Source organism: Haloarcula sp. CGMCC 1.6347 (assembly GCF_037078395.1).
Taxonomy (GTDB): domain Archaea; phylum Halobacteriota; class Halobacteria; order Halobacteriales; family Haloarculaceae; genus Haloarcula; species Haloarcula amylolytica.
In genome coordinates this window covers 1,481,230-1,503,200 of record NZ_JAYMGX010000001.1, presented here as the reverse complement: position 1 = coordinate 1,503,200, position 21,971 = coordinate 1,481,230, and the positions used below count along the sequence as shown (strand labels likewise).

Sequence of the window (21,971 nt, the reverse complement as noted above, 5' to 3'; positions counted from 1 at the left end):
GTCACAAATCGAGGCGCTGTCCGCGTTGCAGGGGAGCGCCGGGTACAGCCTTATGTCGTTGCCATGGGATATGTCGACCATGACTGACGCCTGTACAACTGCGGTCGGTGATGTACCGTGAACACGCTCGACGAGATCGAACGGGCGGTGAAGGATACGGCACATTACGTCAGCGGGAACCTGGCGAACTACGCCAACAGGTCGGCCGGCGAGAACCCGAGCGGGGAGCAACAGGTCGGTGGCGACGTGTGGGCCGACGACCTGTTTTTCGACGCGCTCGCACACATCGACGGTATCGGCGCGTACGCGAGCGAGGAGCGCAGCGACGTGGTCGACTGCGGCGAGGGCTACAGTATCGCTATCGACCCGCTCGATGGCTCCTCGAACCTCGCCTCGAACAACTCCGTTGGGACGATAATCGGGGTCTACGACGCCGAACTGCCGGCGAGCGGGCGCTCGATGGTTGCGTCGCTGATGGTACTGTACGGCCCGTACACGACGCTGACAATCGCACGGTCCGACCGCGATGTCGTTCAGGAGCACCTCCTCCGGGACGGTCACAGCGAGCGCTGGGGCCAGTTCGAACTGCCGGCGGAGCCGACAGTGGTCGGGCTGGCGGGCAAGACCGGCGAGCGCAGCGACGAGTTCAACGACATCGCCCAGGCCTTCGAGCGGGACCTGAAGCTCCGCTACGGCGGGGCGACTGTCGCCGATCTGGCGCAGGTGCTTGAGTACGGGGGGCTGTTCGGATATCCGGCGACGACGGGGTATCCACACGGCAAGCTCCGGGTCCACTTCGAGTCAGCGCCGCTCGCGTACCTCGTCGAGGCGGCCGGCGGGGCCTCAAGCGACGGCTCGCAGTCCCTACTCGACGTCGAACCGGACGGTATCCACGACCGGACGCCGACGTTCCTCGGCAACACCGAACTGGTCGACGAACTCGAAGCGGACCTTTCAGAGACGTAACCGAGTCCAGATGTCCCCCACAGCCTCGGGAGATAGGCGACCATCGAACTATTTCTCCGTAGATTCAGAGTATGTATCTCGACGAACCGTTCGATTTCTGTCCGTTCTGGACGGAGTGACCGTGGGAAAGTACGCGGGGTCCGGTGCTGCAACAGAGCGGCACCACTCCCTATCGGCGAGCCACGGGAGAGATCCGTCGCTCAGTCAGGGGTAGCAATGCCGAAACGGCTGGTTCGACACACGCACTGTAAGCGAACGACGACTAAGTGTGTCTCACTGTAGACTGGCCATCTCTGATCAGAGCTGTTGATGTCCAGGCCTTCTGGCGCGCCGATGACGAACTACCGTTCCTTTTGGTTGGCCTAAATCCGCAAGGCATATGAACTATTTAGGCAACCCTAAAGATATGGACTGTACTATCATTCAGGTTGTTTCGCGGCCGAGAAAGGGGTGTCGTCATGGCTACTGAGACTTCAACCGGGTCGGGCCCAGCCAGTCGCCGGGAGAGATGGCTCTGGTGGGTAGACGGGCAGTTAGCTACGGTTTGTCTTGGAAGTGTTCTCATCATCCTGGCGTGTGGACTTGCTCAGGTCACCTTCGGCGCGTACAAAATGACGGTTTCACAGGCCTGGCAAACTGTACTTGACCCAGATATACTGTTCAATTTTGAAGTCATGAAATCACTCTTTTTCGGGGAACCTGTGCATGGTTTGAGCAACAGTGAGTCGATTATCTGGAACGGTCGGCTGCCGCGCGTGTTCGTTGCTATCCTCGTCGGGATGAACCTCGGCGTTTCGGGAGCGATATTCCAGGCAATCACGAGAAACGAGCTGGCCAGTCCATTCATCCTCGGCGTTTCTTCGGGTGCGGGGCTGATGATCCTCGTTGTACTGGTCGTCTTCCCGGGAATGCTCATGTTGCTACCAATATTCGCCGCGGTTGGTGGTGCCGGTGCGTTCTTGCTTGTCTACGCGATCGCATGGAAAAACGGGACTTCACCGGTGCGTCTAATACTGGCGGGGACTATCGTCGGGACAATATTCGGCTCAGTTCAATCTGGACTGTTCTTTTTCGCGGAGGACATCACAATAATTCAGTCCGCGATGCAGTGGACCAAGGGCTCTCTGGTTGGAGCGGGGTGGGCACAGGTCCGGATGGCGTTGCCGTTTACCGGAATCTGTATTCTGCTCTCGCTGGTCAGTTCTCGCCAGCTCAACGTACTCTTGCTCGGAGAGGATACGGCAGGATCTCTCGGAATGAACGTTGAAAGAGTTCGGTTTGCGATGGCAGGTATAGCGGTGCTTTCGGCCGCTGCAAGTATCACTGTAGCGGGGTTAGTCGGGTTTGTCGGACTGATCGTTCCACACGTAGTTCGCAACATTGTCGGAAGTGAGTACAAGAAACTCATTATCGGCTGTGTCTTCGCCGGACCGGCAATGATGGTGGCTGCCGACGTCGGTGCTCGTTTAGCGCTAAGTCCTGTTCAGATTCCGGTTGGTATTGTAACCGGTCTTATCGGGGGACCGTACTTCCTCTATCTGATGCGAAAGAAGGAGAAATTGGGTGAACTTTGATATTACACAGGCGGCACGCTCCGCCGACCGAATGGTCGCACTCAGAGACGGACCGGTTCGTGCCCGAGGAGATCCCGACGGCAGAACTACTTGAAGAAGTGTTTCGGATTGGAGCCACTGTCTCGCCATCCGAACACACTCCAGATATCATTCCTCGCGACCTCCCAGTGAATCTGAATAGAAATAGAATTTGTGGGCTGGTTGGGACAACGGAAGCAATGACATGCGAAGGGGTTCTATCTACTTGGTCTCGATTGTAATCTTTCCAGACAGCTAGAACAGAAGAGACTAAGTCTTTTTAGGCTAGCCTAAAATATATGCCGTGCGACGATAACAGCCACGAGAGAACGACTCGACGGGAGTACCTGAAGTATAGCGGTGTGATCGCCACTAGCGGTTTGTTTGCAGGCTGTGCTGCAAGTCAGAACGCAGGGGTAGATGACACGCCGACCACAGAGGCGTCAACACCGACCAATACCGTAACAGGAGCCACGACATCCACGGCGGGCGACTCGTACTCGGTGAGGATGGCCCCAGTCGGAACAGTGGAGTTCGATAGTGTCCCTGAAACAGCGGTCCTGATCTCCAACAATGTTGCCGACCATCTTGTTGCTCTTGGTCAGCAGGACCGAATTATCACCCTCGGATATCCCGAGGAGTACTACACTGGATTTTATGACGAGTTGCCGGGTGTCGAATTCGAGACAGGCGACCTTACACAACTTCTGGGTGGGTCGTTCTCCAAGGAGCTGTTATACGAGTTGGATGCCGATGTCCATCACATCGATCCAGTCTTTCGAACGCAAACGAACTCTTTGTCGCAAGCTGCTATTGACGAAGTCGAGCGAAACGTCGCTCCGTTCTTCAACAACTGGTACAGCCGTGCTCACGGATATCAAGGAGACCAACCATATAGATATTATTCACTCTGGGAACTCCTTGACAAGTTCGCACAGGTATATCAGGTACGTCAGAGAAGTCAGGCGCTAACTCGCGTTCGGAATAAAATGGTGGCGGAGATACAGGCGGAACTACCGCCACAGAAAGACCGGCCGCTAGTTGCGCTTGTAACTTACAGTCCAACAAAAGACACCTTCCGACGTCACAAGCTGAACGGTCCGGGATGGGGGAAAGCGCATACTCGACCTCTGGGTGCGAATGGGGCGTTTGAAGATATGGAACTCGCGGACGGTTCGGGAAGTTTCTCCATGGAGGCGATGGTCGAAACTGATCCTGACGTGGTCATCTACAATCACGAGTGGGTTAGTCCCGGTGGCCGTTCTGAGAAGTTCTTAGCGCTCAGCAGCCACCCGATTGGGAAAAACATCACGGCTGCTCAGAACGACCGGGTGTATCTCGGTGGGACGACGACTCAGGGGCCGATTTTCAATCTCTTTCAGATCGAGCTTACGGCAAAACAGATTTATCCGGATATCTTCGGTTCCCCCCCTGAACCCGGTGAGTCCGTTCCGGAGAGCGAACAGATGTTTGACCGCCAGCACATCGCGGACATCATCAACGGCGACGTCTAAAGGAGACGGCTGCCACTCCTACCCTCCGGCCTGCTGTTTTATCTATCACACATTTACCGGGAATTTGAGCCACACATCGAAAACCACTCCAAGGTTGTGTCCCGCTCAGACCCGCTGGTAGGCCCCTAACCGCGTGCCGTCGAGCAGGAACGCCTCGGCATCCGTCATGCCCTCGGGCAGGAACGGAGCCAGGAACTCCTGGCCGTCGACGTTGACCCACGTCCCCCCGGAGCGGTCGTTGAAGGCAGGAAAGACGACGATATCCGGCGCGTCGTCGACCGGCTGGTCGAACTGCTCGGCAAAGGGATCAGTCGCCAGTGAGCCGCGGAGCCAGGCCCGCTCTTTCTGTGCGCCGCCGACACTGTCCTCAAGTCGAACGACAGGGTGTTCGTGGCCGACACAGAGAACGTCGGCTTCGAGCACGTCCGGTGCGGGCCAGGTGTGGCCGTGGGCGAACCCGACCGAACCAATGCGGGTCCCGTGTCCCGGCGTCACCTCGATATCGGCGTCGAGGTCGGCCAGAACCGGCTCCAGGCTGCCGTCGTGGTTCCCTTTCACCAGCGTCACGGGCACGTCGAGGGCGTCGAACAGCGCCGCGAGTTCCGCCCGCTCGTCGTCGAACGGGTCGCCGATGGCGTTGCCCAGGTCGCCAATGACCACCAGCCGGTCGGCACGGGCGCGGTCCAGACACGTCAGCAACCGCTCGCGGCGGTCCTCGGCGGCCGACTGGAGTTCGACGCCCTCGTATCTGAGCCCCGCTTCGATGCCGGCGTGGTAATCGGCCACCGCCAGCAGTCGCTCCCCGTCAGTATCGACGGTGGCCGCTGGAGCGCCGGGCAGCGGTTCAACACGCATCGATCCTGTGTTGGCCGTCTGGCGAGAAAAGCACCGCGGCTCGGTTCCGAGTCGGTCTCGGAACCGGCTGTGAACCGCCGTCGGTTTTATATCGGTGTGAGCTTGCCGTCGTCGGGCTCGTAACACCGACCGCCCATCAGAGCGTCCTGAATGGCGTCGTCAACCGCGTCGGCGTCGGCCCCGTAGCGGTCGACGACCGCTGCCAGCAGTTCCTCGCGGTCGGCCCCGCTGCCGTCGTCGAGGTCCTCCATGACCTCCATGACGGCGTCTTCGAGGTCAACGTCCTCGGCTGGCTCCGCGCCGCTGTCGTCATCCTCGTCACTTTCGGCCGCCGGTTCTGCGGTCGTCTCTGCTGCGGACGACGAAGTGTCCTCTTCAGTCGACGGTGCTGTTTCTGTCGCTACCTCCGGTTCCGACTCCGACGCTGGCTCTGATTCGGTTGCGGAGGCGGGCTCCGTCTCCGGCTCGCTGTCGACTTCCGTGCCCGTGTCCGCCTCGGCGGGCACCTCCTCGTCGGGGTCCGGCGTCTCGATGCCGGCTTCGCCGGGCTCGTCGACCTCGGTCCCCGTCTGGAAGGCAGTGCCGTACTCCTGCTCGATCTCCTCGCGCTCGTCCTCGTCCAGTTCGAACTCCGGATCGAACTCGCCGAGGTCCTCGTCCGCCTCCGCTGTGCCGGTGTCAGCGGCCGTCGACGTGGTCGCCTCCGGTTCGGCTGTGTCGGTACCCGACTCGCCGTCTCCAAACGTGTCGTCGGTCAGGTCGCCCTCGGCTCCAGACGACGGCTCCGGTTCGCTTGCGGACGCAGTCGTCGACGTTTCAGGTTCGTTCGCTACGGTTTCGGATTCCGAACCAGACGGCGTTTCCGAGACTGTCGGTTCCTCGTCGATTGTCGTTTCGGCCGTGGCGTCATCGGATGCCGTCTCCATCGATGGCTCTGCTGCAGGCTCGTCTGCCGTCGTCTCCGTCGTCGTTTCCGTGGTAGACTCACTGACTTCCGACTCTGCTGCCGGTTCGTCGGCCATCGTGTCCATACCTGTCTCGTCCGTCGTCGTCTCCGGCGTGGAAACGTCAGTATCGAGGTCGAGGGAGGCGAGCAGTGGAATCGGGTCGTCGGTCCCGTCGTCCGGCGACAGCGACAATCCTTCCGCTTCGTCCGTGTCGCCAGCGACGACGCGAGCGGCGTCGAGCGCCGTCGTTCGGAGCGCGTCGAGGTAATCGCCGGTCGTGCCGTAGTGGTCCAGTGCGAGCGTGATGCCGGCCGCGGCGCTCTCGTCGATGCCCTGGTCGAGCAGCGCGAGCCTGAGTTCGTCGCCGGCCAGGCCGGCCTGTTTCGCGCTGGCCATCCGGCCGATGCGCGAGACGGTCTGTTCGGCGGCCTGAACGACCCACCGATCCCGCGTGTCCGCGTCGACCTCGCTGATACTCTCGGGCCGGACCGAGGTGAACACCCGGTCGCTGTCGTCGGGCTGGAAGGTGCGGGCCTTGCCCGTGACGGCGACGAACATCGGCGGGTCGGCGGCTTCGAGGAAGGCCAGTTCGTCGGGTTGGTACTGCCCGGCGTAGACGACGAACGGGCCGGTCGGGTCCACGACGCGGGCACGGAGCACGTCGTCGTTGACCTGTTCGAGTTCGGTGAGGACGCCGACGAGGAACAGGCGGTTGACTCGCGCGCCGGTCGGCGTGACGACGTAGTTCGGCGCGCGTTCCTCGTCGGATTCGGAGTACGAGAAGTCGGCGTCGTCGAACTCCGCGGCGAACAGCCGATGGGCGACCTCCCGGCGGCCGGGGCCGCTGTCGCCGGATTCGCTCATGCGTCTGCCTCCTGTAGGAGGGTCCGCGCACGCGTCGCCGGGTCGTCGTCGGCCTCGACGAAGGTCGAGGCGGTGAGGTTAGCGCCGTACTCGTCGACCGACAGCGACCCGCGGACGACGTACTCGCGGCCGACGATGCGGTCGCCGATGCGGTCGGCGACTACTTCCTTGTCCATCGCGTCGCGGGCGTGTTCGCGGGCGTCGTCGAGGTCGCCGCCGTACACGCGGGCGGTCAGTTCGTCATCAAGTACTGCGGTGACAGTGTCGGTCCCGTCGTCGAGGATGGCCTTCGTCCGCAGGTCGTCCTCGCCCTCGACCGCGCCGTGGGATCGACACTGGCCGTTCTGGATGACGCGGCCACACTCCGGACAGCGCTCGATGAGGCCGGAGCCGTCCCGCACCTCGATGACGTTGCCGGCCAGTTCCACGTCGAACAGCCCGCCGCTCTCGACGGCCTCGCGGATCGATAGCCGCGGCGCGTCTTCGGTGACTTCGACAGTGCGGTCAAGCGCGGTCACCGCCGAGAACTCGGAGACGTTCACCGAGGGTGCGCCGCGGAACTCGCGGACGAACGTCTCTTCGAGGCGCACGGACGCCCCCTCCTCGATTTCGTCGTGAGGCTCCCAGTCGGTGAACGGGAGCCGGCCGCTCTCGTCGCCGAGGACGCCGCTGAGAATCGTCGTCTCGCCGTCGCGGCCGTCGATGACTTTCTGTTCACATTCGAGGACCTGTACCTCGACAGTGATGCCGCGGTCACCCGGTGCGAGGTCCTGCAGCGTGGCGCGGCCGCCGACATCGTAGTCGATGTCGAGCGTCTCGTCGACGACCTCGGGGTCGGTGCTGTCGCCCAGATTGAGCTCCGGCTGGCCGTCCCACTCGCGGACACCGGCGTTGCCGAGCCGGACGGTCTGGCCGGGCTGGAGGTCGCCCGAGAAGCCGTCCCAGGCCGTGTAGGATATCTTCCCCGTCTCGTCGGCGAGTTCGCCCTCGCGGATGACGTGCTGTTCCCCGTTGTACTGGATGGAGCGACGACCCGACGTGAGCACCACCGCGGTGACCGTCACGTTCGAGTCGTCGGTCGACACCTCGCTGATGGCCTTGCTCGACGGCGTGCCGTCGCCGCCCGAGCCGCCGTCGCCGTACTTCCGTCTGAGGCTCTGCTTGGCCTCGTCCATCGGGACGGAGTAGTTCACGAGGTTTTCCAGGTCGCGTGTGACCTCCTCTTTGTCAACACCGAGGTCGGAGGCGAGCTCCTCGGCATGGTCTTCGAGAGACATCGACTGACGGTTCGACGGGAGCACTCAAAAGCGTTTTCGGCCGGCCGTACGAGCGACGGTGTCTCACGTCCGGGCAAAATCGCCCACAATTCTTATTTGTGATACTGTAATCTCTCACGGTATGTGCGCTGACTGTGTTGGGACGTTTCAAACGGCCAAAAAGTACGTCATTAGCGATACTAGACCGGTCGCGAATCATGGTATCATATTAAATAATGACGGCAGCCGCCCGGGGGCCTGACTATGGGTAGCATGTTCGGGTCGAAGCCGTCAGAGTCCCACGTCATCTGGCGGAGCGGTCGGAACAACGACGGCAAGAAGAAGTTCGATTTCGAGTATCTGGAGCTGTGGGCGGCCCACTTCGGCGTCGACTTCGAGCAGTGGACCCGCGTCGACCACGATCGCGGTGACGAGCCCCGCGAGCAGTTCGCCTGCGTGTTCCGCTGGGCGAAAAGCGGCGGGCAGGAACTCTCCGTCGGCGACGAGGAGTGGACGATGGGGTCCCAGCGCAAGCCCCGCACGTTCCTCGAAATCGACGAGGAGGGGATGGTCAGGCTCCGGGGCTGGAGCACGGAGACGACGCTCGACGTCGAGGAACTCGTACTGAAAAAGACGGTGCTGAAGCTGCAAACCGCCGACGGCACCGTGAAGAAACTCGACGTCCGGAAGCTGTCGAAGCGCCCCGAAACAACGTCCTCCTGACTGTAACCCAAAAGCCGTTTGACGTGTCGCCGGCACGAACGAGTATGCACGTCGTCGTCAACGCCGCCATGAGTGTCGACGGGAAGCTCTCCTCCCGCCGCCGCGAACAGATCGCTATCTCCGGCCCGGACGACTTCGACCGCGTCGACCAGCTTCGAGCTGACAGCGACGCGGTGATGGTCGGCGTCGGTACGATTCTCGCTGACGACCCCTCACTGACCGTCGACGACGCCGACCGCCGCGCCGCCCGAGCCGATCGCGGCGAGCCGGAAAACCCCGCACGCGTCGTCGCCGATTCCCGCATCCGAACGCCGCCGGATGCGACAGTGCTGGACGGCCGCGCCCAGACCTACCTCCTCGTCAGCGAAGCCGCGCCGCCGGACTTCATCGAAGAGATGGAAGACGCCGGCGCGTACGTCATCGCCGCCGGTCAGGACCAGGTCGACCTGACGACGACGCTTGCGAAACTGGAGGGCGACGGTATCGACCAGCTCATGGTCGAAGGCGGCGGCGAACTCATCTTCGGCCTGCTGGAGGAGGCACTGGTCGACGAACTGTTCGCCTATATCGGCCCGAAGGTCATCGGCGGCCGGGACGCGCCGACGCTGGCCGACGGCGACGGCTTCATCGAGGACTTCCCGGAGCCGGAGCTGGCCGGCGTCGAACGGGTCGACGACGGCATCGTCCTCCACTGGCAGTTCTAGAAACTGAGTCAGCCGGAAGTTAGTGGTCGTGGCCCGTCAGCTCGGCGAAGGACTGCCCGAAGCGCTCCTCGAACAGTTCGCTCGTCTCTTCTTCGAGCGCGACGATCTGCTCGTCCGGTTCGCCCTGGGCGTGGTGGACGGCGCTGTGAATCCGCTGGGTCATGCCGAACATCGCGATGTCGCCGACGACCTGCGGGTCCGTCTCGTCCGGCGACTCTCGGAGGATGTCAACGAGTTCGCTCGGGACTGTGAGTTCGTCGCTTTCCTCGCCGTCGTCGATAGTCAGCGTGACAGTGTCAGTTGCCATGCCATCGACTCCGGGGGCTATCCTAAAGGGTCTGTGGATGTGGGAACGAAACACCAGAACGTTCGGTTGGCCGTCAGTCGTCGGCTTCCGCAGCGGCTTCGGACTCGGTGTCAGCGGCGGCCTCGGCCTCAGATTCGAGGTACTCGTCGGCGTCGATGGCGGCCTTACAGCCCATTCCGGCGGCGGTGACGGCCTGCTGGTAGTGGTAGTCGACCACGTCGCCGGCACCGAAGATACCGTCGACGTCGGTGGCGGTCTGGTCGCCGCCGGTGCCGCCGTGGGTCTGGATGTAGCCGGTATCGTCCAGTTCGACGCCGGTGTCTTCGAGGTACTCCGTGTTGGGCGTGTGGCCGATGGCGATGAAGACAGCGCCCACGTCGAAGTCGAAGGTCTCGGTCCCGTCGTCGTCGAGCTTCTCGCTGGGATGGCCCTCGTCGTTCTGTGCGAGGGTGACGTGGTCGACGCCATCCTCGGGCGAGCCGTGCATCTCCAGCAGTTCGGTGTTCCGCATGATCTCGATCTCGCCCTCGTCGACCTTCTTCTGGACGCGGTCGATCCAGTAGTCCTCGGCACGGAACTCCTCGCGGCGGTGGGCGATGTAGACGGTGTCGGCAAACTTCGTGAGGAAGTGGGCCTCCTCCATGGCCGCGTCGCCGCCGCCGACGACGAGCATGTCCTCGCCGCGGAAGAACGCGCCGTCGCAGGTGGCACACGTCGAGACGCCGTAGCCCATCAGCTCGTCCTCGCCGGGGACGCCCAGCGTCCGGGCGCTGGCTCCGGAGGCGGCGATGAAGGCGTCGCAGGTGTAGACGTCGCCGTTCGACAGTTCCACGCGGAACGGCCGCTCGCTGTCGTCGATGTCGGCGACGATGCCGTGTTTCAGCTCGGTGCCGAACCGCTCGGCCTGCTCTTTCATGTTGTTGATGAGGTCCGGACCGGAGAGCCCCTCGGGGAAGCCGGGGAAGTTCTCGACTTCGCTGGTCAGCGTGAGCTGGCCGCCCGGTTCGTCGCCTTCCAGAACGAGTGGGTCGTTGTTGCTTCTGGCTGCATAGATTGCCGCTGTCAGTCCCGCTGCGCCCGTGCCAGCGACGATGAGTCGTCGGTGTTCGACCGGTTCTGTCATTAGCCAAGTTAGACTACCGGGCCGTATTTAGCTTGTGTTGTCGTGCGCCGAACTCGCATCGGGACGACACGCTTAGGCCGCTGCCACCGTTCGCTGAGGGTATGGCCGCAGATCTCGAAGAGAAGACCGACCGCTACGAGGGACTGCTCGCGGAGGCACTTGACGCGGCATCAGTCGCGCCACCTGAAGGGACGCCGATGCACGACGCCGCTCTGGAGTGTGAAGAGATGGCGGCGGCGTATCTGGCGGACGGTCGCCACTTCAGAGACGACGACGACCTCGTAAACGCGCTGGCATCGTTCTCGTACGGGCATGCGTGGCTGGACGCGGGCGCACGCATCGGACTCTTCGACGTTCCGACCGAGGGACACCTGTTCACTGTCTGAAACTCCGAACTGACCGATAAATACCCGTTGTTCGCCGAGTACTGCCTGTTCGCCTACTGCGTGCTTGACCCGCAGATCGCCGTACTGTTGCGAACCATCGCCCCGTCGCCGGTCGCGTGATGACGTTCGTCGCGATACTGGAGCTCGGAGGGCTGCTGTTTCTGGCCTGGATCTCGCTCGATTGAGCGGTTGCCGCGGCATCCCTCAAATGAGCTCTGTCGTCGCATGGATGTACGTATCTGGTATGTAATTGTAAGTAAAATGTATCGGCTGGTAACATCGCTTTTTATATCTCATCACTCCCCCACGATGTGCGGAACCACACGGTGACTCCCGCTGACCCGGTAATTCCGGGACCCACCCGCCCCCGACCGATCAGGAGCGGTCGTATCGAGGTGAGGCCTGGTCGTTCGACGGAGCACACATGGAGTCACACGGGGGTGCAGCCCCCCATTTATGCGTTGTGCACGGACGGCGGCGATAACCACCAAGATTATATAGCCGTACGGCGGGCCATGTCATACCCTATCACTCCGCTGTCCGGCGGTTCCCGCGGAAATTTGGCGAAAGATTTATATACTTTACGGACTAACTATAGGGTAAGACAGTTTCCCCAAACAGTCTTAAAATTTCTGCACCCGGCAGAACAGAACTCCCAATCATGAGTGAATCACCAACGCGGACGAGCACACGAGAACGAGACGAGCAAATATCCGAACCGACAGAGCAGGAAGCCGTAGAGTCCTGTCCCGAATGTAGTGGTAACGTCGTTACGGACTCCGAACACGGCGAAACAGTCTGTGAGGACTGTGGGCTGGTCGTCGAAGAGGACGAGATCGACCACGGGCCGGAGTGGCGGGCGTTCAACTCCGCAGAGAAGGACCGCAAGTCCCGCGTCGGCGCGCCGACGACGAACATGATGCACGACAAGGGCCTCTCGACCAACATCGGCTGGCAGAACAAGGACGCCTACGGACGTTCCCTCTCCAGCGAGCAGCGCCAGAAGATGCAGCGGCTCCGGACCTGGAACGAGCGGTTCCGTACCCGTGACTCCAAGGAGCGCAATCTCAAGCAGGCCCTCGGTGAAATCGACCGGATGGCCTCCGCGCTCGGGCTCCCCCAGAACGTCCGCGAGACGGCCAGCGTCATCTACCGCCGCGCGCTCGGTGACGACCTGCTCCCGGGACGCTCTATCGAGGGCGTCGCGACGTCCGCGCTGTACGCGGCCGCTCGCATGGCCGGAAACCCCCGGTCACTGGACGAGATGGCCCGTGTCTCCCGCGTCGAAAAAATGGAACTCACGCGGACCTACCGATACATCGTCCGGGAACTCAGCCTCGAAGTCCAGCCGGCGGACCCGGAACACTACCTCCCGCGGTTCATCTCCGACCTCGGACTCAGCGAGGAGACCCAGCGGCAGGCACGGGACCTCATCGAAGGTGCTCGCCAGTCGGGGATGCTCTCCGGCAAATCGCCGGTCGGCATCGCCGCAGCGGCCGTCTACGCCGCCGCGTTGCTGACCAACGAGAAGGTCACACAGAGTCAAGTCAGCGACGTCGCCGACATCTCCGAAGTGACTATTCGAAACCGGTACAAGGAACTCCTCGAAGCCGAGGACCTTCCGGCCTGACGCCCGGGTGAAGGCAGACTAATGGGGAGACGCCAAGGCTTTTTATCGTTGAATATGTGTGTGAGTAACATACATGGAGGAAGCGTACGTTCGATTGCTCTGTCCTGAGTGTAAGAAAGACTGGGAGTCGACGCCGACAGACTTGCCGCGACACGACACGACGTTCCACTGCCCGAACTGTCACGCGAGCCATCGGCTCGCCGTTTTCACCCGCACGGAAAACGACTTGCAGACGCTGAAAGGGCTGCAGTAACTACTCGCTCGTCGCCGAGCGTGCGCCACACGCCTCACAGCGGAGCAGTAGCGCGCCCTGTTCCCGTTCCAGTTGCGTGTCCGGCAGGCCACACTCCGAGCAGAGCACGAACTCGTCGACGTATTCGTCGATGGACGCCTCGATACGGTCGGCATCGAACTCGCCGGTCAGGCGCGCTCGACCGCTCTCGTCGATGTGGCCGCTCGTCCCGAGGTCGTTCTGGAGGAACTTCATCACATGGTCGTCCTCGCGTCCGAGTCGGGAACACGTCGACTGGAAGTTCTCGTAGACGGTGACGTTCCCTTCCTGTCGGACGTCTGGATCGGGGACCTCGAACCGCTCGCTTGTGCCGTCAATCTCGGGCGTCTCCTCCATCGCCCGGTCGAGCATGTCGTCGTATTCCATACTCCTACGTCACAGAGCGGTCAACAAAAACTTTTCATACGGACTGTTTGAGCGATTTCCCGGTCTGTGTCGACCCAGAGGTCGGCACGATCCGGAGCTATCTACAAGAATCCGTCACAGCCGGTGGTGGCCCGCTATCGCCAGGCTGTAAGTGTACAGGTCTCGTCCGCTACCATCGAAATCCAGATGTCATCGTGGGCAATATCGGCGATGACGAACCGCTGCTGGCCGTCGACATCGTCGACAGCACACATCACATCAGACGCAGTGCCCGACCGACGGGTGGGACGTTCAACCTCGTAAGACACAATTGTTTATCTAGGATGTGCGGTAATGAATGTGTCGTACTCGTTTCGTCTTTTGATACTCTGAGATCCGGTCGTTGACGCAACAAAACGGCTCGTGTCTCGCTATTGCCGTTGTGAGTATCAAGGTCGATTCAACAATTGTCGATGCCCGCGACCGGAGACAGCTGTTCTGAACCACCGCGAGAAGTGCCGGATCTGTCAGGGTGCGAGCCGGTTCTTGCGTCCCTTCATCTCCCGCTCGTAGTAGTCGAAGGTCTTGGGACACCAGTCGGCCGCCAGGTCGAGCATCTCCTCGGTCATCTCTCTGATCTCCCACTGTGCGTCCGCCGCGGCTCGCATGTCCGCGACGTGCATCAGCATCCGGGCGTTCATCGACATCACGATGTTCACCTTGGTGCCGATTGGCAGCACGAACCGAGCGTCTTCCGGCGGCATTCCCAGTTCGAGCAGCTCCTGGTACGATTCGACCGCCTGTTCGATGGTGTCTTTGAATATTTCCGTGCGCTTCTCGAACTCCTCGTCGGAGACGCTCGCTTTCTGCTGGTTCCGGCCGATCCAGTCCGGGTCCGTCGCGGACGGCGGCGTCACGACCAGTTCGCCCTCGCGGACGGCTTCGGGGTCCACGTCGTCGAAGGAGACGTACCGCATCGACTGCACGTCGAAGGAGACGTGTCGGTGGCGGGTGATCTGGGCCATACAGGAGCGGGAGACGCCCTCCACGGCGAAGGTCGCCTGCGCGTGCTCGAACGGGCCGAAGTGGCCGTGGTCGAGCAGGTGGCCGATGAGCGTCTCCTTTTTATCGTCAAGGGTATCCCCGTCGACCTCAGCCATTGTCGCTTCGAACGACTGGCTGCCGACGGAGGTGTCGCTGTAGTCGTTGCGTGCAGCCTTGCAGATGAGATCCTCGGGGTCGTCTGTCGCTTCGAGCAGCTTTACGTCCATATCGGGTGGGTGAACCGGAGCGGCAAAATACTTCCTTCCCGGACCGACACGGGGTTCGGACCGCCTGCGGATGGCGACGTACTCAGATGTCCTGCCAGTCGGTCGGCTCGCCGGCGAGGCCGAGCACGCGGGCCTCGCGGCCGCCGCCCTCGGCGTCGCGCACGTCGATCATCCCGTCGAACGCCTGCTTGATGACCTGCAGTGTCTGGTCGTCGTGGGCTCCCGAGTCGATGGTAAACACGCCAATGTAGCCCGCGGAGTCCAGCCGCGAGGACAGCACGTGACAGAACTTGAACACGGTCTTCTTGTCCGTGTAGGTAAGCATCGTCGACAGCGAGACGAGAGCCAGACGGCCCTGTTCGTTGCCGGCGTTGTGCAGCCCCTCCAGCGCCTTCGTGATGCCGATACCGATGCCGGTGAGATCACCGGGCGAAGAGACGTGGTGGGCGTGGGCGTTGCCGATTGCCGCCTCGTCCGTGCCACCTTCGCCCCGGCAGTCGATGACACCGAGCTGGGAGTCGTCGAGGTCGGGCACGAGCGACCGGAACTCTTCGACGACGCTCCCCGCGCCGTCACCGGTCGTCACGACCACTGCGCCGTCGTCCTTTCGCAGACCATCGGCGAGAATATCGTATGCGAGTCGTTCCTTCCCGCTCATTGCTGGGCCGGAGATCAGGATGCTGGACCCTGGCCGGACCTCACTGAGCGCATCGAACTCTAGTACTGAGGTGAGATCATACATTGTTTGTCGCTCAGTTGTCTTCATCGTCGCTCAGTCCGCGAAGCGTTGCGATGAAATCGGAGTCGTCTTCGATGCCACCGAGTGTCTCCGAGAGGTCGTCTCGCATCTCCGCGACTCTCTGGGTCAGTTCGTCGTACTGGTCGCTCTCCGCCAGCTCTGCGCTCGATTTCGTCGCTTCCAGCGTCGCTTGCTTCTCGACGAGCGCGTAGTACTCCTGCAGCAGAGAGTCGTACTCAGAGCGGTCGAGTAGATTGTCGACCGTCTCGTGGAGCTGTTCGCTCCGGATCGGCTTCGAGAGGTATGCGTCAAAGCCCATCTCCAGAATATCGAAGTCCGGCTCGACGGCGGTGACCATCGCCACCCGACAGCCCAGCTTCCGCTCGCGAATACGCTCCAGCACTTCGTCCCCGGAGAGCCCGGGCATCATCCGGTCGAGCAGCACGACGTCGACATCCGCGTCCAGTTGCTCCAGGCCCTCGTCGCCGTTCTGTGCCATGCGGACCTCGTACTCCTGTTGCAGCCACAGTTTGTACGTCTCGGCAACATCTGGTTCGTCTTCGACGATAAGCACCACAGGTAGGTCCGAATCTGACATAATGTTCTACTATCCCCCGTTTGCATATCCACGTACATAGCCCTGTGGGTGCGGGCGTGCAGCGTGTCTCGGCCGGTGACAGAACGATACCCACATCCGGGACGACGGCCAATAGGCGGGTAATGATTCGAAACCTCGCCCGTGGACAGCAGGCCTTCACGAGCAACGTGTTCCTCGTCACCGGGGACCGAACCGTTCTGGTCGACGTCGGCAACGAGTTCGACGTGGTGTCGGCCGTCGAAGAACACGTCGACGACATCGACGCTGTCGCGGTCACCCACACCCACTACGACCACGTCGAGAACCTCGACAGCGTCGTCGACGCCTTCGACGTGCCGGTGTACGGCTACGACACGGACCAGGACGGCGTCGAGCACGCCATCGCCGACGACGGAACGATACAGTTGGGCGACCACGACTACCAAGCGCTACACACGCCCGGCCACAAGAACGACCACCTCTGCTTCTACTCGGACGAAGCCGGCGTCCTGTTCGCCGGCGACCTCGTATTCGCCAACGGGAGCTTCGGCCGGACCGACCTCGACGAAGGCGACCGTAGTCTGCTCGTCGACAGTATCGAGCGGGTGCTGTCGGTTGTCGACGAGGACCTACAGGAGATGCACACTGGCCACGGGCCGAGCGTCACCGACGCGCCGTACCAGGACATCGAACTGGCCCTGCAGGCCGCGAAGTTCTGAGGCTGCGGCTGAGCGATAGTTTTAGTCGAACGCACAGGCCAGCAGCGCGTCGTAGGCGTGATCGTACGCATCGGCGACAGCCGCCGGGTCACCGCGCTGCTCGCTGTCGAGCGCGGGCAGGCGCACCGCGGCGACCTGCTCGATAAGGTCGACGACGTTCGGCACCCGTTCCTCCAGTTGGCCGTCGCCGGGACCACCGGTGGCGATTTGACAGGCCTTGCTGTACCGGTCGCCGTCGTAGATGCGTGCTCGTCCCGGCTCGACGACGGCCACGGCGTCCGGTTCGATGCCCGACAGCGGCCGGGCCACGTCGCCGTAGGACTCGACGACCGCCCGGTCCGTCGTCTCGATGTCTGCGGCGAGTGACTCCAGTGCCTCGACGTGCATCACCCGCATCAGGTCGTTGAAATCGGCGACTGAGGTGACCCGTGGCGCGTTGGCAACCGGGAGTCGTTCGGCAACGGACTCCGGCAGGTCGACGGTCCCGTTGACGACGTATTCGACCCCGGTTTCAGAACTCGGACGGCCGACCCGGTCGACGACGAACTGCTGGTTTTCCTTGCCGAGCAGGCCCGTCTCGGCTCCCGGTGAGGGGTGCCAGAGGCGGTGAATCGGATTGATCTCTTCCGGTGCGACATCGCTCGGTGACGCGGCCGCGAGGCGCTTGGCGTCCTTGCCGTACAGCCGCCCCTCGTTTGTCGCTCGCTGATAGTCGTCGTGGTCGAACCAGTAGTTGTTGCCCGCTCTGGGCTTGAACCCCTGAGCGCTGGTTCGTTCCAGGAGGCCGACGCTGAACGTGGTCTTGCCCGCGTCGACCCGGTCGCTGCCGGCAACGAGGAGCTTCATGACTCAGCGAGGCCGTACAGCCCGACGACGTCGTCGTCCTGCGGGTCGGCGATGACGAGGTCGTCCTGATTGAAGATCATCCACGGGATGGCCCAGTCGATGAACACCGACTCGTTGGCCTCGCTGAGTTCGGCGTCCGCCGGGAGGCCCTGCAGGAGGCGGGCGATTTCCGGGATGGTGTACAGTTTGTCGGCGTCGAGAATGTCCGCGGGTTCGTGGAGCTCGAACGACAGTATCTCGTCGAACTCCTGCTTGTCGACAGGCATACCCGCCGGTATGCCGAGCGAGTGGGTAAATCCCTCGAACTGGGCGGAACCCATTTACTCGCAGGGCCGGATTATACGTCAATGGCCACGCTGCTCGTTGCATATGCCTTTTCCCTGCTTATTGTGGCCGTTGTCCTCGGGACGCTGTCGGTGTACGCGTGGAGCCAGCGTGACTCTCCCGGCGGGACCGCGCTCTCTGTTCTGCTCGCCGGGCTCTCGATATGGGACCTCTGTGTCGCAGTCGGCGTCTTGACACGCGGGACCGACGTGGCCCTCCTCTTCGCGTACGGCCTGTACGTCGGCGTGATGCCCGCGATAGCCGGGTTGTTCGTGTTCGCGCTGGCCTACACCGACCGCGCCCGCTATCTCAATCGGTGGACCTACGCACTCCTGAGTATCGAGCCAATCACGTTCTTTACTGCGCTGTTCACCGGCCCTGACGGGCTGATATACACTGTATCCGGCCCAACGGAAACGGGTATATACGGCTGGGAAATCGTTGGCGGGCCGGTGTTCTGGGGCCATCTCGTGTACTCCTATATCCTCATCGCTGTTTCGAGCGCGCTCATCATTCACTACGCGCTCAACTCGGGGGACCTCTACGGAAAGCAGGTGTACGCCGTCCTACTGGCTATCGTGCTCCCGTGGTTCGGGAGCGTCGTCAGCATCTTCGCCAGCACCCGAATCGAACTCACGCCACTGCTGTTGGCAGGGACCGGGATGATCCTCTCGTGGGCGTTTTTCAAAGGGCGACTGCTTGACATCTCGCCGGTCGCCTACCGGGAGGTCGTCGAGTCCCTCAACAGCGCCGTGTTCGTCGTCGATACGGACGATACGATAATCGAGGCCAACGACGTCGGCCGGAAACTGCTCGGAGACGAAACTATCGTCGGGCAGTCCGTCGACGACGCGCTCGAAACGTCGCCCGAGCTACTCGAAAAGTACCGCGGTCTGAACGACGACGCCGAGGAAACGCAGGCCGTCATCGAGCAGCGCGACCGGTTTTTCGACGTCCAACTCACCCCGCTGTATGACTCCCACGACGCGCTGGTCGGGCGGGTGTTTCTCATTCACGAAATCACCGAGCAAAAAGAGCGCGAGCGGGAACTCGAACGCCGGAACCAGCAACTCGACCAGTTCGCCGCTGTCCTCTCCCACGACTTGCGGAACCCGCTGAACGTGGCCTCTGGTCGACTGGCGCTGGCCCGGGAACGAAACGACCCCGAGGAGTTCGACCGTGTCGAGGAGGCCCACGACCGGATGAGTAGCCTCATCGACGAAGTACTCGCCTTCGCCCGCGACGAAAAGACGACCGACAGGGTCGAGCTACAGCTCTCGGCGCTGGCGAAGGCGGCCTGGGGCCACGTCGACACCGGCGAGGCGACCCTGCGAATCGACGGCGACAGGGTGATCGTCGGGGACCGCGACCAGCTCCTCCAACTGTTCGAGAACGTGTTCCGGAACAGTGTGGAACATGGTTCCACGAGCAGTCGGACGGGGGCCGACGACAGTGTGGGACACGGCGGCGCGGGGGTAACGATACGCGTTGACGCCACCCCGGACGGGTTCACGATCAGCGACAACGGCCCCGGCGTGCCGCCCGAGGAACGAGAAGAGATATTCACGCACGGCGTCACCAGTTCCGAGTCGGGAACCGGCCTCGGACTGGCCATCGTCCAGCACGTCGTCGAGTCCCACGGGTGGGACGTCGAGATGACGGAGAGCCAGCCTGGCGGCGCGAAACTCGTTATCTCGGGGCTCGAAACAAAGCCGACACAGCTGTCTGAGACGACGTCCTGAGCAGCCGACAGTATAAGGCCCGCTCGGCTGTGAACTGCGATATGGCTGACGACGACCACATTGGTGCGGTACTCGCCCGGCTGTCCCGCGAACAGAAACTCGCCCTCGTTCGCGGCGCAACCGACCCGGAAGGCACAGCGACGGGATACATCTCTGGCGTCGAGGCGGCCGGGATTCCGCCGTTTCGCCTCGTCGACGGGCCGCTGGGCATCCGAGCCGAAGGACAGTGTGCGACCGCCTTTCCGGCGTCGATTGCGACCGCGGCGACGTTCGACCCCGACCTGGCTCGGCGACAGGGCGCGGCGATGGGCCGCGAAGCGGTGGCGCTCGGACAGGACGCGCTGCTCGCGCCGGGCGTGAACATCATTCGTGTTCCACACTGCGGTCGCAACTTCGAGTATCTTTCCGAGGACCCCGTCCACGCCGGCGTTGTCGGGGCCGGCCTCATCGACGGCATCCAGTCCGCTGATGTCGTTGCGACGGTGAAACACTTCGTCGCGAACAACCAGGAGACACACCGCACGACCGTTAGCGCCGAAGTGGACGAGCGCACGCTCCGGGAGCTGTATCTCCCGCCGTTCCGCGCGGCCGTCGACGCCGGCGTCGGTTCGGTGATGACGGCGTATAACCGCGTGAACGGCACGCACATGAGTGACCACGAGCGCCTCGTCGGAGACGTGCTCAAAGGCGAGTGGGGGTTCGACGGCTACGTCGTCTCGGACTGGTACGGACTGGAGAGTACCGTCGGCGCGGCGAATGCAGGCATGGACCTGGAGATGCCCGGCGTGGCGGCCCCCGGCGCAGCGGAAGCCGCCGACAGCGACACCGCGGATGGCGACGAGGAGTTCGAGTGGCCCGACGGCATCCCGGACGCAACGCGGGCGGGCCTGTTCGGCGACCCGCTCGCCGATGCCATCGACGGCGGCGAAGTCACGGCCGGCCGGCTGGACGACATGGTTCGGCGGATTCTCGGCCAGATGGACCGATTCGAGCGGCTGGACAGTAATCGGACTGCTGCCGAAGCCGGTGAAAGCAGCGACGCGCTGGCGGGCGAACTCGACAGCCAGCGGCACCGGGATATCGCCGCGGACGTGGCGGCCCGCGGAACCGTGTTGCTCGACAACGACGGCGTCCTGCCGCTGGATGACGGGGCGGACGTGGCCGTCATCGGGCCGAACATCGACGAGCCGAAACTGGGCGGTGGCGGGTCCTCTGAGACGACGCCGGTCCACTCGGTTACCCCGGTCGACGGGATCGACTCTCGCGCCGAGGGAGCGGTCTCGTCGGCGTTCGGCGTGCCGCGAATCGACTCCGTCTCGCTGTTCGACCTCCTGCCGTTCGTCGGCGAGGACGACGAAGCCGACGGTGCGGCTGGCGACACAGCCGACCGGGAGCCGTCGCTCGACGACGCTGTCACGGCCGCCGAGAACGCTGATGTCGCCGTGGTGTTCGTCCGCGACGCGACGACGGAGGCGCGGGACCGCGAATCGCTGGCGCTGCCGGGCCAGCAGGACGAACTCGTTTCGGCCGTCGCCGCGGCCAACGAGAACACCGTGGTCGTCATCAGGTCCGGCGGCCCCGTAGAACTTCCGTGGCGGGAGGACGTGGCCGCGGTCCTCGAACAGTGGTACCCCGGCCAGGCGGACGGCGACGCGGTGGCCGCCGTCCTCTACGGCGACCGCGACCCGAGCGGCCGACTCCCGGTCACCTTCGCCCCGGAAAGCGAGTACCCGACCGCGGGGAGCGACCGCCGCTACCCCGGCGTTGACGACGAAGTCCACTACGACGAGGGCGTGTTCGTCGGCTACCGGCACTTCGACGACGCGGACGTGGACCCGACCTATCCGTTCGGCCACGGCCACTCGTACGCGACGTTCGAATACGGCGAGGCCGAAACCACAGGCGAGCAGGCAGTCGCAGTCCCCGTCGAGAACGTCGCCGACAGGCCGGGCCGAGAGGTCGTCCAGGCTTACGTCCGACCGCCGTCCGCGGCTGTCGCCGACCGCCCGGAGCGCGAACTCGCCGGGTTCGAAGCCGTGCAGTTGGACGCCGGCGAACGACAGACGGTGGAACTGACATTGGACGATCTGGCGTTTTCGCGGTACGACACGGATTCCGGCTGGACAGTCGATACCGGGACCTACACAGTCGAAATCGGCCGGTCCTCGCGGGATATTCGGACGACTGCGACAGTCGACCGCTAGCGCGTCTGCCTCGCTATCGACTGAAACGACGATTTAACGGTTGGA

General features: G+C 62.9%; 23 protein-coding genes. 11 read left to right on the top strand and 12 right to left on the bottom strand.

The window, feature by feature from the left end:
- The first annotated feature begins 117 nt into the window (after window positions 1-117).
- From VI340_RS07835 to VI340_RS07825, 3 genes are all read left to right on the top strand, one after another.
- Window positions 118-966, top strand: a complete 849-nt coding sequence (locus VI340_RS07835; RefSeq protein ID WP_008308872.1) for a class 1 fructose-bisphosphatase — start codon at window positions 118-120, stop codon at window positions 964-966.
- Window positions 967-1,424: 458 nt separating this feature from the next.
- Window positions 1,425-2,540 carry a FecCD family ABC transporter permease gene (locus tag VI340_RS07830; protein WP_336358156.1) on the top strand — a complete coding sequence of 372 codons (1,116 nt, stop codon included), beginning with the start codon at window positions 1,425-1,427 and terminating at the stop codon, window positions 2,538-2,540.
- A 317-nt stretch (window positions 2,541-2,857) separates the two neighbouring features.
- Window positions 2,858-4,072: an ABC transporter substrate-binding protein gene (locus VI340_RS07825; protein ID WP_336358155.1), complete on the top strand. Its 1,215-nt coding sequence runs from the start codon at window positions 2,858-2,860 to the stop codon at window positions 4,070-4,072.
- A gap of 105 nt (window positions 4,073-4,177) precedes the next feature.
- Here the strand turns inward: VI340_RS07825 and VI340_RS07820 are convergent, their stop codons facing one another.
- The 3 genes from VI340_RS07820 to VI340_RS07810 form a co-directional block, all read right to left on the bottom strand.
- The gene (locus tag VI340_RS07820; RefSeq protein WP_336358154.1) at window positions 4,178-4,927 is read right to left on the bottom strand and encodes a metallophosphoesterase; all 750 of its coding nucleotides are present in this window, start codon (window positions 4,925-4,927) and stop codon (window positions 4,178-4,180) included.
- Between the two features lie 86 nt (window positions 4,928-5,013).
- A complete protein-coding gene (locus tag VI340_RS07815) occupies window positions 5,014-6,738 on the bottom strand; it encodes a hypothetical protein (RefSeq protein WP_336358153.1) in 1,725 nt (574 codons plus the stop codon).
- Window positions 6,735-8,015, bottom strand: a complete 1,281-nt coding sequence (locus tag VI340_RS07810) for a Single-stranded DNA binding protein (protein WP_336358152.1) — start codon at window positions 8,013-8,015, stop codon at window positions 6,735-6,737. The genes VI340_RS07815 and VI340_RS07810 overlap by 4 nt, the downstream gene beginning before the upstream one ends.
- 243 nt (window positions 8,016-8,258) lie before the next feature.
- On the opposite strand from VI340_RS07810, the gene VI340_RS07805 reads away from it, so the two are divergent.
- Both VI340_RS07805 and VI340_RS07800 read left to right on the top strand, forming a co-directional pair.
- Window positions 8,259-8,717 (top strand): hypothetical protein, encoded by a 459-nt coding sequence (locus tag VI340_RS07805; protein WP_336358151.1) that lies wholly within the window; start codon window positions 8,259-8,261, stop codon window positions 8,715-8,717.
- A gap of 44 nt (window positions 8,718-8,761) precedes the next feature.
- Entirely contained in the window at window positions 8,762-9,421 is a 660-nt protein-coding gene (locus tag VI340_RS07800; RefSeq protein WP_336358150.1) for a 2,5-diamino-6-(ribosylamino)-4(3H)-pyrimidinone 5'-phosphate reductase, read from the top strand.
- 19 nt (window positions 9,422-9,440) lie between these two features.
- Here VI340_RS07800 and VI340_RS07795 read toward each other — a convergent pair whose 3' ends face one another.
- Window positions 9,441-9,728: a DUF7545 family protein gene (locus tag VI340_RS07795; RefSeq protein WP_008308882.1), complete on the bottom strand. Its 288-nt coding sequence runs from the start codon at window positions 9,726-9,728 to the stop codon at window positions 9,441-9,443.
- Between the two features lie 73 nt (window positions 9,729-9,801).
- Window positions 9,802-10,851: an NAD(P)/FAD-dependent oxidoreductase gene (locus VI340_RS07790; protein ID WP_008308884.1), complete on the bottom strand. Its 1,050-nt coding sequence runs from the start codon at window positions 10,849-10,851 to the stop codon at window positions 9,802-9,804.
- A 101-nt stretch (window positions 10,852-10,952) separates the two neighbouring features.
- Here VI340_RS07790 and VI340_RS07785 point away from each other — a divergent pair, with 101 nt between their 5' ends.
- The 3 genes from VI340_RS07785 (at window position 10,953) to VI340_RS07775 (ending at window position 13,120) form a co-directional block, all read left to right on the top strand.
- Entirely contained in the window at window positions 10,953-11,237 is a 285-nt protein-coding gene (locus tag VI340_RS07785; protein ID WP_008308886.1) for a DUF357 domain-containing protein, read from the top strand.
- 661 nt (window positions 11,238-11,898) lie between these two features.
- Window positions 11,899-12,867: a transcription initiation factor IIB gene (locus VI340_RS07780; protein ID WP_008308888.1), complete on the top strand. Its 969-nt coding sequence runs from the start codon at window positions 11,899-11,901 to the stop codon at window positions 12,865-12,867.
- 73 nt (window positions 12,868-12,940) lie between these two features.
- The gene (locus VI340_RS07775) at window positions 12,941-13,120 is read left to right on the top strand and encodes a DUF7836 family putative zinc-binding protein (RefSeq protein ID WP_004515550.1); all 180 of its coding nucleotides are present in this window, start codon (window positions 12,941-12,943) and stop codon (window positions 13,118-13,120) included.
- Here the strand turns inward: VI340_RS07775 and VI340_RS07770 are convergent, their stop codons facing one another.
- From VI340_RS07770 to VI340_RS07750, 5 genes are all read right to left on the bottom strand, one after another.
- Window positions 13,121-13,525: a translation initiation factor IF-2 subunit beta gene (locus VI340_RS07770; protein WP_014040534.1), complete on the bottom strand. Its 405-nt coding sequence runs from the start codon at window positions 13,523-13,525 to the stop codon at window positions 13,121-13,123.
- A 134-nt stretch (window positions 13,526-13,659) separates the two neighbouring features.
- A complete protein-coding gene (locus tag VI340_RS07765; protein WP_155120743.1) occupies window positions 13,660-13,833 on the bottom strand; it encodes a DUF7556 family protein in 174 nt (57 codons plus the stop codon).
- A 198-nt stretch (window positions 13,834-14,031) separates the two neighbouring features.
- Window positions 14,032-14,775, bottom strand: coding sequence for an FAD-dependent thymidylate synthase (gene thyX, locus VI340_RS07760; protein WP_008308896.1), 744 nt, complete (start codon window positions 14,773-14,775; stop codon window positions 14,032-14,034).
- Window positions 14,776-14,857: 82 nt separating this feature from the next.
- On the bottom strand, window positions 14,858-15,517 hold the full coding sequence (locus tag VI340_RS07755) for an RAD55 family ATPase (protein WP_008308898.1): 660 nt from the start codon (window positions 15,515-15,517) through the stop codon (window positions 14,858-14,860).
- Between the two features lie 10 nt (window positions 15,518-15,527).
- A complete protein-coding gene (locus tag VI340_RS07750) occupies window positions 15,528-16,112 on the bottom strand; it encodes a response regulator transcription factor (RefSeq protein WP_023843291.1) in 585 nt (194 codons plus the stop codon).
- 122 nt (window positions 16,113-16,234) lie between these two features.
- Here VI340_RS07750 and VI340_RS07745 point away from each other — a divergent pair, with 122 nt between their 5' ends.
- Window positions 16,235-16,810, top strand: coding sequence for an MBL fold metallo-hydrolase (locus VI340_RS07745; RefSeq protein ID WP_008308900.1), 576 nt, complete (start codon window positions 16,235-16,237; stop codon window positions 16,808-16,810).
- A gap of 21 nt (window positions 16,811-16,831) precedes the next feature.
- Here the strand turns inward: VI340_RS07745 and VI340_RS07740 are convergent, their stop codons facing one another.
- Together VI340_RS07740 and VI340_RS07735 are read right to left on the bottom strand one after the other, a co-directional pair.
- The gene (locus VI340_RS07740) at window positions 16,832-17,656 is read right to left on the bottom strand and encodes an ATPase (protein ID WP_336358149.1); all 825 of its coding nucleotides are present in this window, start codon (window positions 17,654-17,656) and stop codon (window positions 16,832-16,834) included.
- Window positions 17,653-17,976 carry a DUF5827 family protein gene (locus VI340_RS07735; RefSeq protein WP_080504296.1) on the bottom strand — a complete coding sequence of 108 codons (324 nt, stop codon included), beginning with the start codon at window positions 17,974-17,976 and terminating at the stop codon, window positions 17,653-17,655. Before VI340_RS07735 ends, VI340_RS07740 begins: the two co-directional genes overlap by 4 nt.
- A gap of 27 nt (window positions 17,977-18,003) precedes the next feature.
- Between VI340_RS07735 and VI340_RS07730 the strand changes: the two genes are divergently transcribed.
- Together VI340_RS07730 and VI340_RS07725 are read left to right on the top strand one after the other, a co-directional pair.
- Window positions 18,004-19,722: a histidine kinase N-terminal 7TM domain-containing protein gene (locus tag VI340_RS07730; RefSeq protein WP_336358148.1), complete on the top strand. Its 1,719-nt coding sequence runs from the start codon at window positions 18,004-18,006 to the stop codon at window positions 19,720-19,722.
- A gap of 41 nt (window positions 19,723-19,763) precedes the next feature.
- The gene (locus VI340_RS07725; protein ID WP_336358147.1) at window positions 19,764-21,926 is read left to right on the top strand and encodes a beta-glucosidase family protein; all 2,163 of its coding nucleotides are present in this window, start codon (window positions 19,764-19,766) and stop codon (window positions 21,924-21,926) included.
- The last annotated feature ends 45 nt before the right edge of the window (window positions 21,927-21,971 follow it).

Excerpts from the sequence above, each read along its gene's own strand:
- VI340_RS07750 (WP_023843291.1), bottom strand. The coding sequence starts at position 16,112 with ATGTCAGATTCGGACCTACCTGTGGTGCTTATCGTCGAAGACGAACCA.
- VI340_RS07725 (WP_336358147.1), top strand. The coding sequence starts at position 19,764 with ATGGCTGACGACGACCACATTGGTGCGGTACTCGCCCGGCTGTCCCGC.
- VI340_RS07785 (WP_008308886.1), top strand. The coding sequence starts at position 10,953 with ATGGCCGCAGATCTCGAAGAGAAGACCGACCGCTACGAGGGACTGCTC.
- VI340_RS07810 (WP_336358152.1), bottom strand. The coding sequence starts at position 8,015 with ATGTCTCTCGAAGACCATGCCGAGGAGCTCGCCTCCGACCTCGGTGTT.
- VI340_RS07745 (WP_008308900.1), top strand. The coding sequence starts at position 16,235 with ATGATTCGAAACCTCGCCCGTGGACAGCAGGCCTTCACGAGCAACGTG.
- VI340_RS07775 (WP_004515550.1), top strand. The coding sequence starts at position 12,941 with ATGGAGGAAGCGTACGTTCGATTGCTCTGTCCTGAGTGTAAGAAAGAC.
- VI340_RS07815 (WP_336358153.1), bottom strand. The coding sequence starts at position 6,738 with ATGAGCGAATCCGGCGACAGCGGCCCCGGCCGCCGGGAGGTCGCCCAT.
- VI340_RS07800 (WP_336358150.1), top strand. The coding sequence starts at position 8,762 with ATGCACGTCGTCGTCAACGCCGCCATGAGTGTCGACGGGAAGCTCTCC.
- VI340_RS07755 (WP_008308898.1), bottom strand. The coding sequence starts at position 15,517 with ATGTATGATCTCACCTCAGTACTAGAGTTCGATGCGCTCAGTGAGGTC.
- VI340_RS07790 (WP_008308884.1), bottom strand. The coding sequence starts at position 10,851 with ATGACAGAACCGGTCGAACACCGACGACTCATCGTCGCTGGCACGGGC.
- VI340_RS07805 (WP_336358151.1), top strand. The coding sequence starts at position 8,259 with ATGGGTAGCATGTTCGGGTCGAAGCCGTCAGAGTCCCACGTCATCTGG.
- thyX (WP_008308896.1), bottom strand. The coding sequence starts at position 14,775 with ATGGACGTAAAGCTGCTCGAAGCGACAGACGACCCCGAGGATCTCATC.
- VI340_RS07795 (WP_008308882.1), bottom strand. The coding sequence starts at position 9,728 with ATGGCAACTGACACTGTCACGCTGACTATCGACGACGGCGAGGAAAGC.
- VI340_RS07730 (WP_336358148.1), top strand. The coding sequence starts at position 18,004 with ATGGCCACGCTGCTCGTTGCATATGCCTTTTCCCTGCTTATTGTGGCC.
- VI340_RS07825 (WP_336358155.1), top strand. The coding sequence starts at position 2,858 with ATGCCGTGCGACGATAACAGCCACGAGAGAACGACTCGACGGGAGTAC.
- VI340_RS07830 (WP_336358156.1), top strand. The coding sequence starts at position 1,425 with ATGGCTACTGAGACTTCAACCGGGTCGGGCCCAGCCAGTCGCCGGGAG.
- VI340_RS07780 (WP_008308888.1), top strand. The coding sequence starts at position 11,899 with ATGAGTGAATCACCAACGCGGACGAGCACACGAGAACGAGACGAGCAA.
- VI340_RS07740 (WP_336358149.1), bottom strand. The coding sequence starts at position 17,656 with ATGAAGCTCCTCGTTGCCGGCAGCGACCGGGTCGACGCGGGCAAGACC.
- VI340_RS07820 (WP_336358154.1), bottom strand. The coding sequence starts at position 4,927 with ATGCGTGTTGAACCGCTGCCCGGCGCTCCAGCGGCCACCGTCGATACT.
- VI340_RS07735 (WP_080504296.1), bottom strand. The coding sequence starts at position 17,976 with ATGGGTTCCGCCCAGTTCGAGGGATTTACCCACTCGCTCGGCATACCG.
- VI340_RS07770 (WP_014040534.1), bottom strand. The coding sequence starts at position 13,525 with ATGGAATACGACGACATGCTCGACCGGGCGATGGAGGAGACGCCCGAG.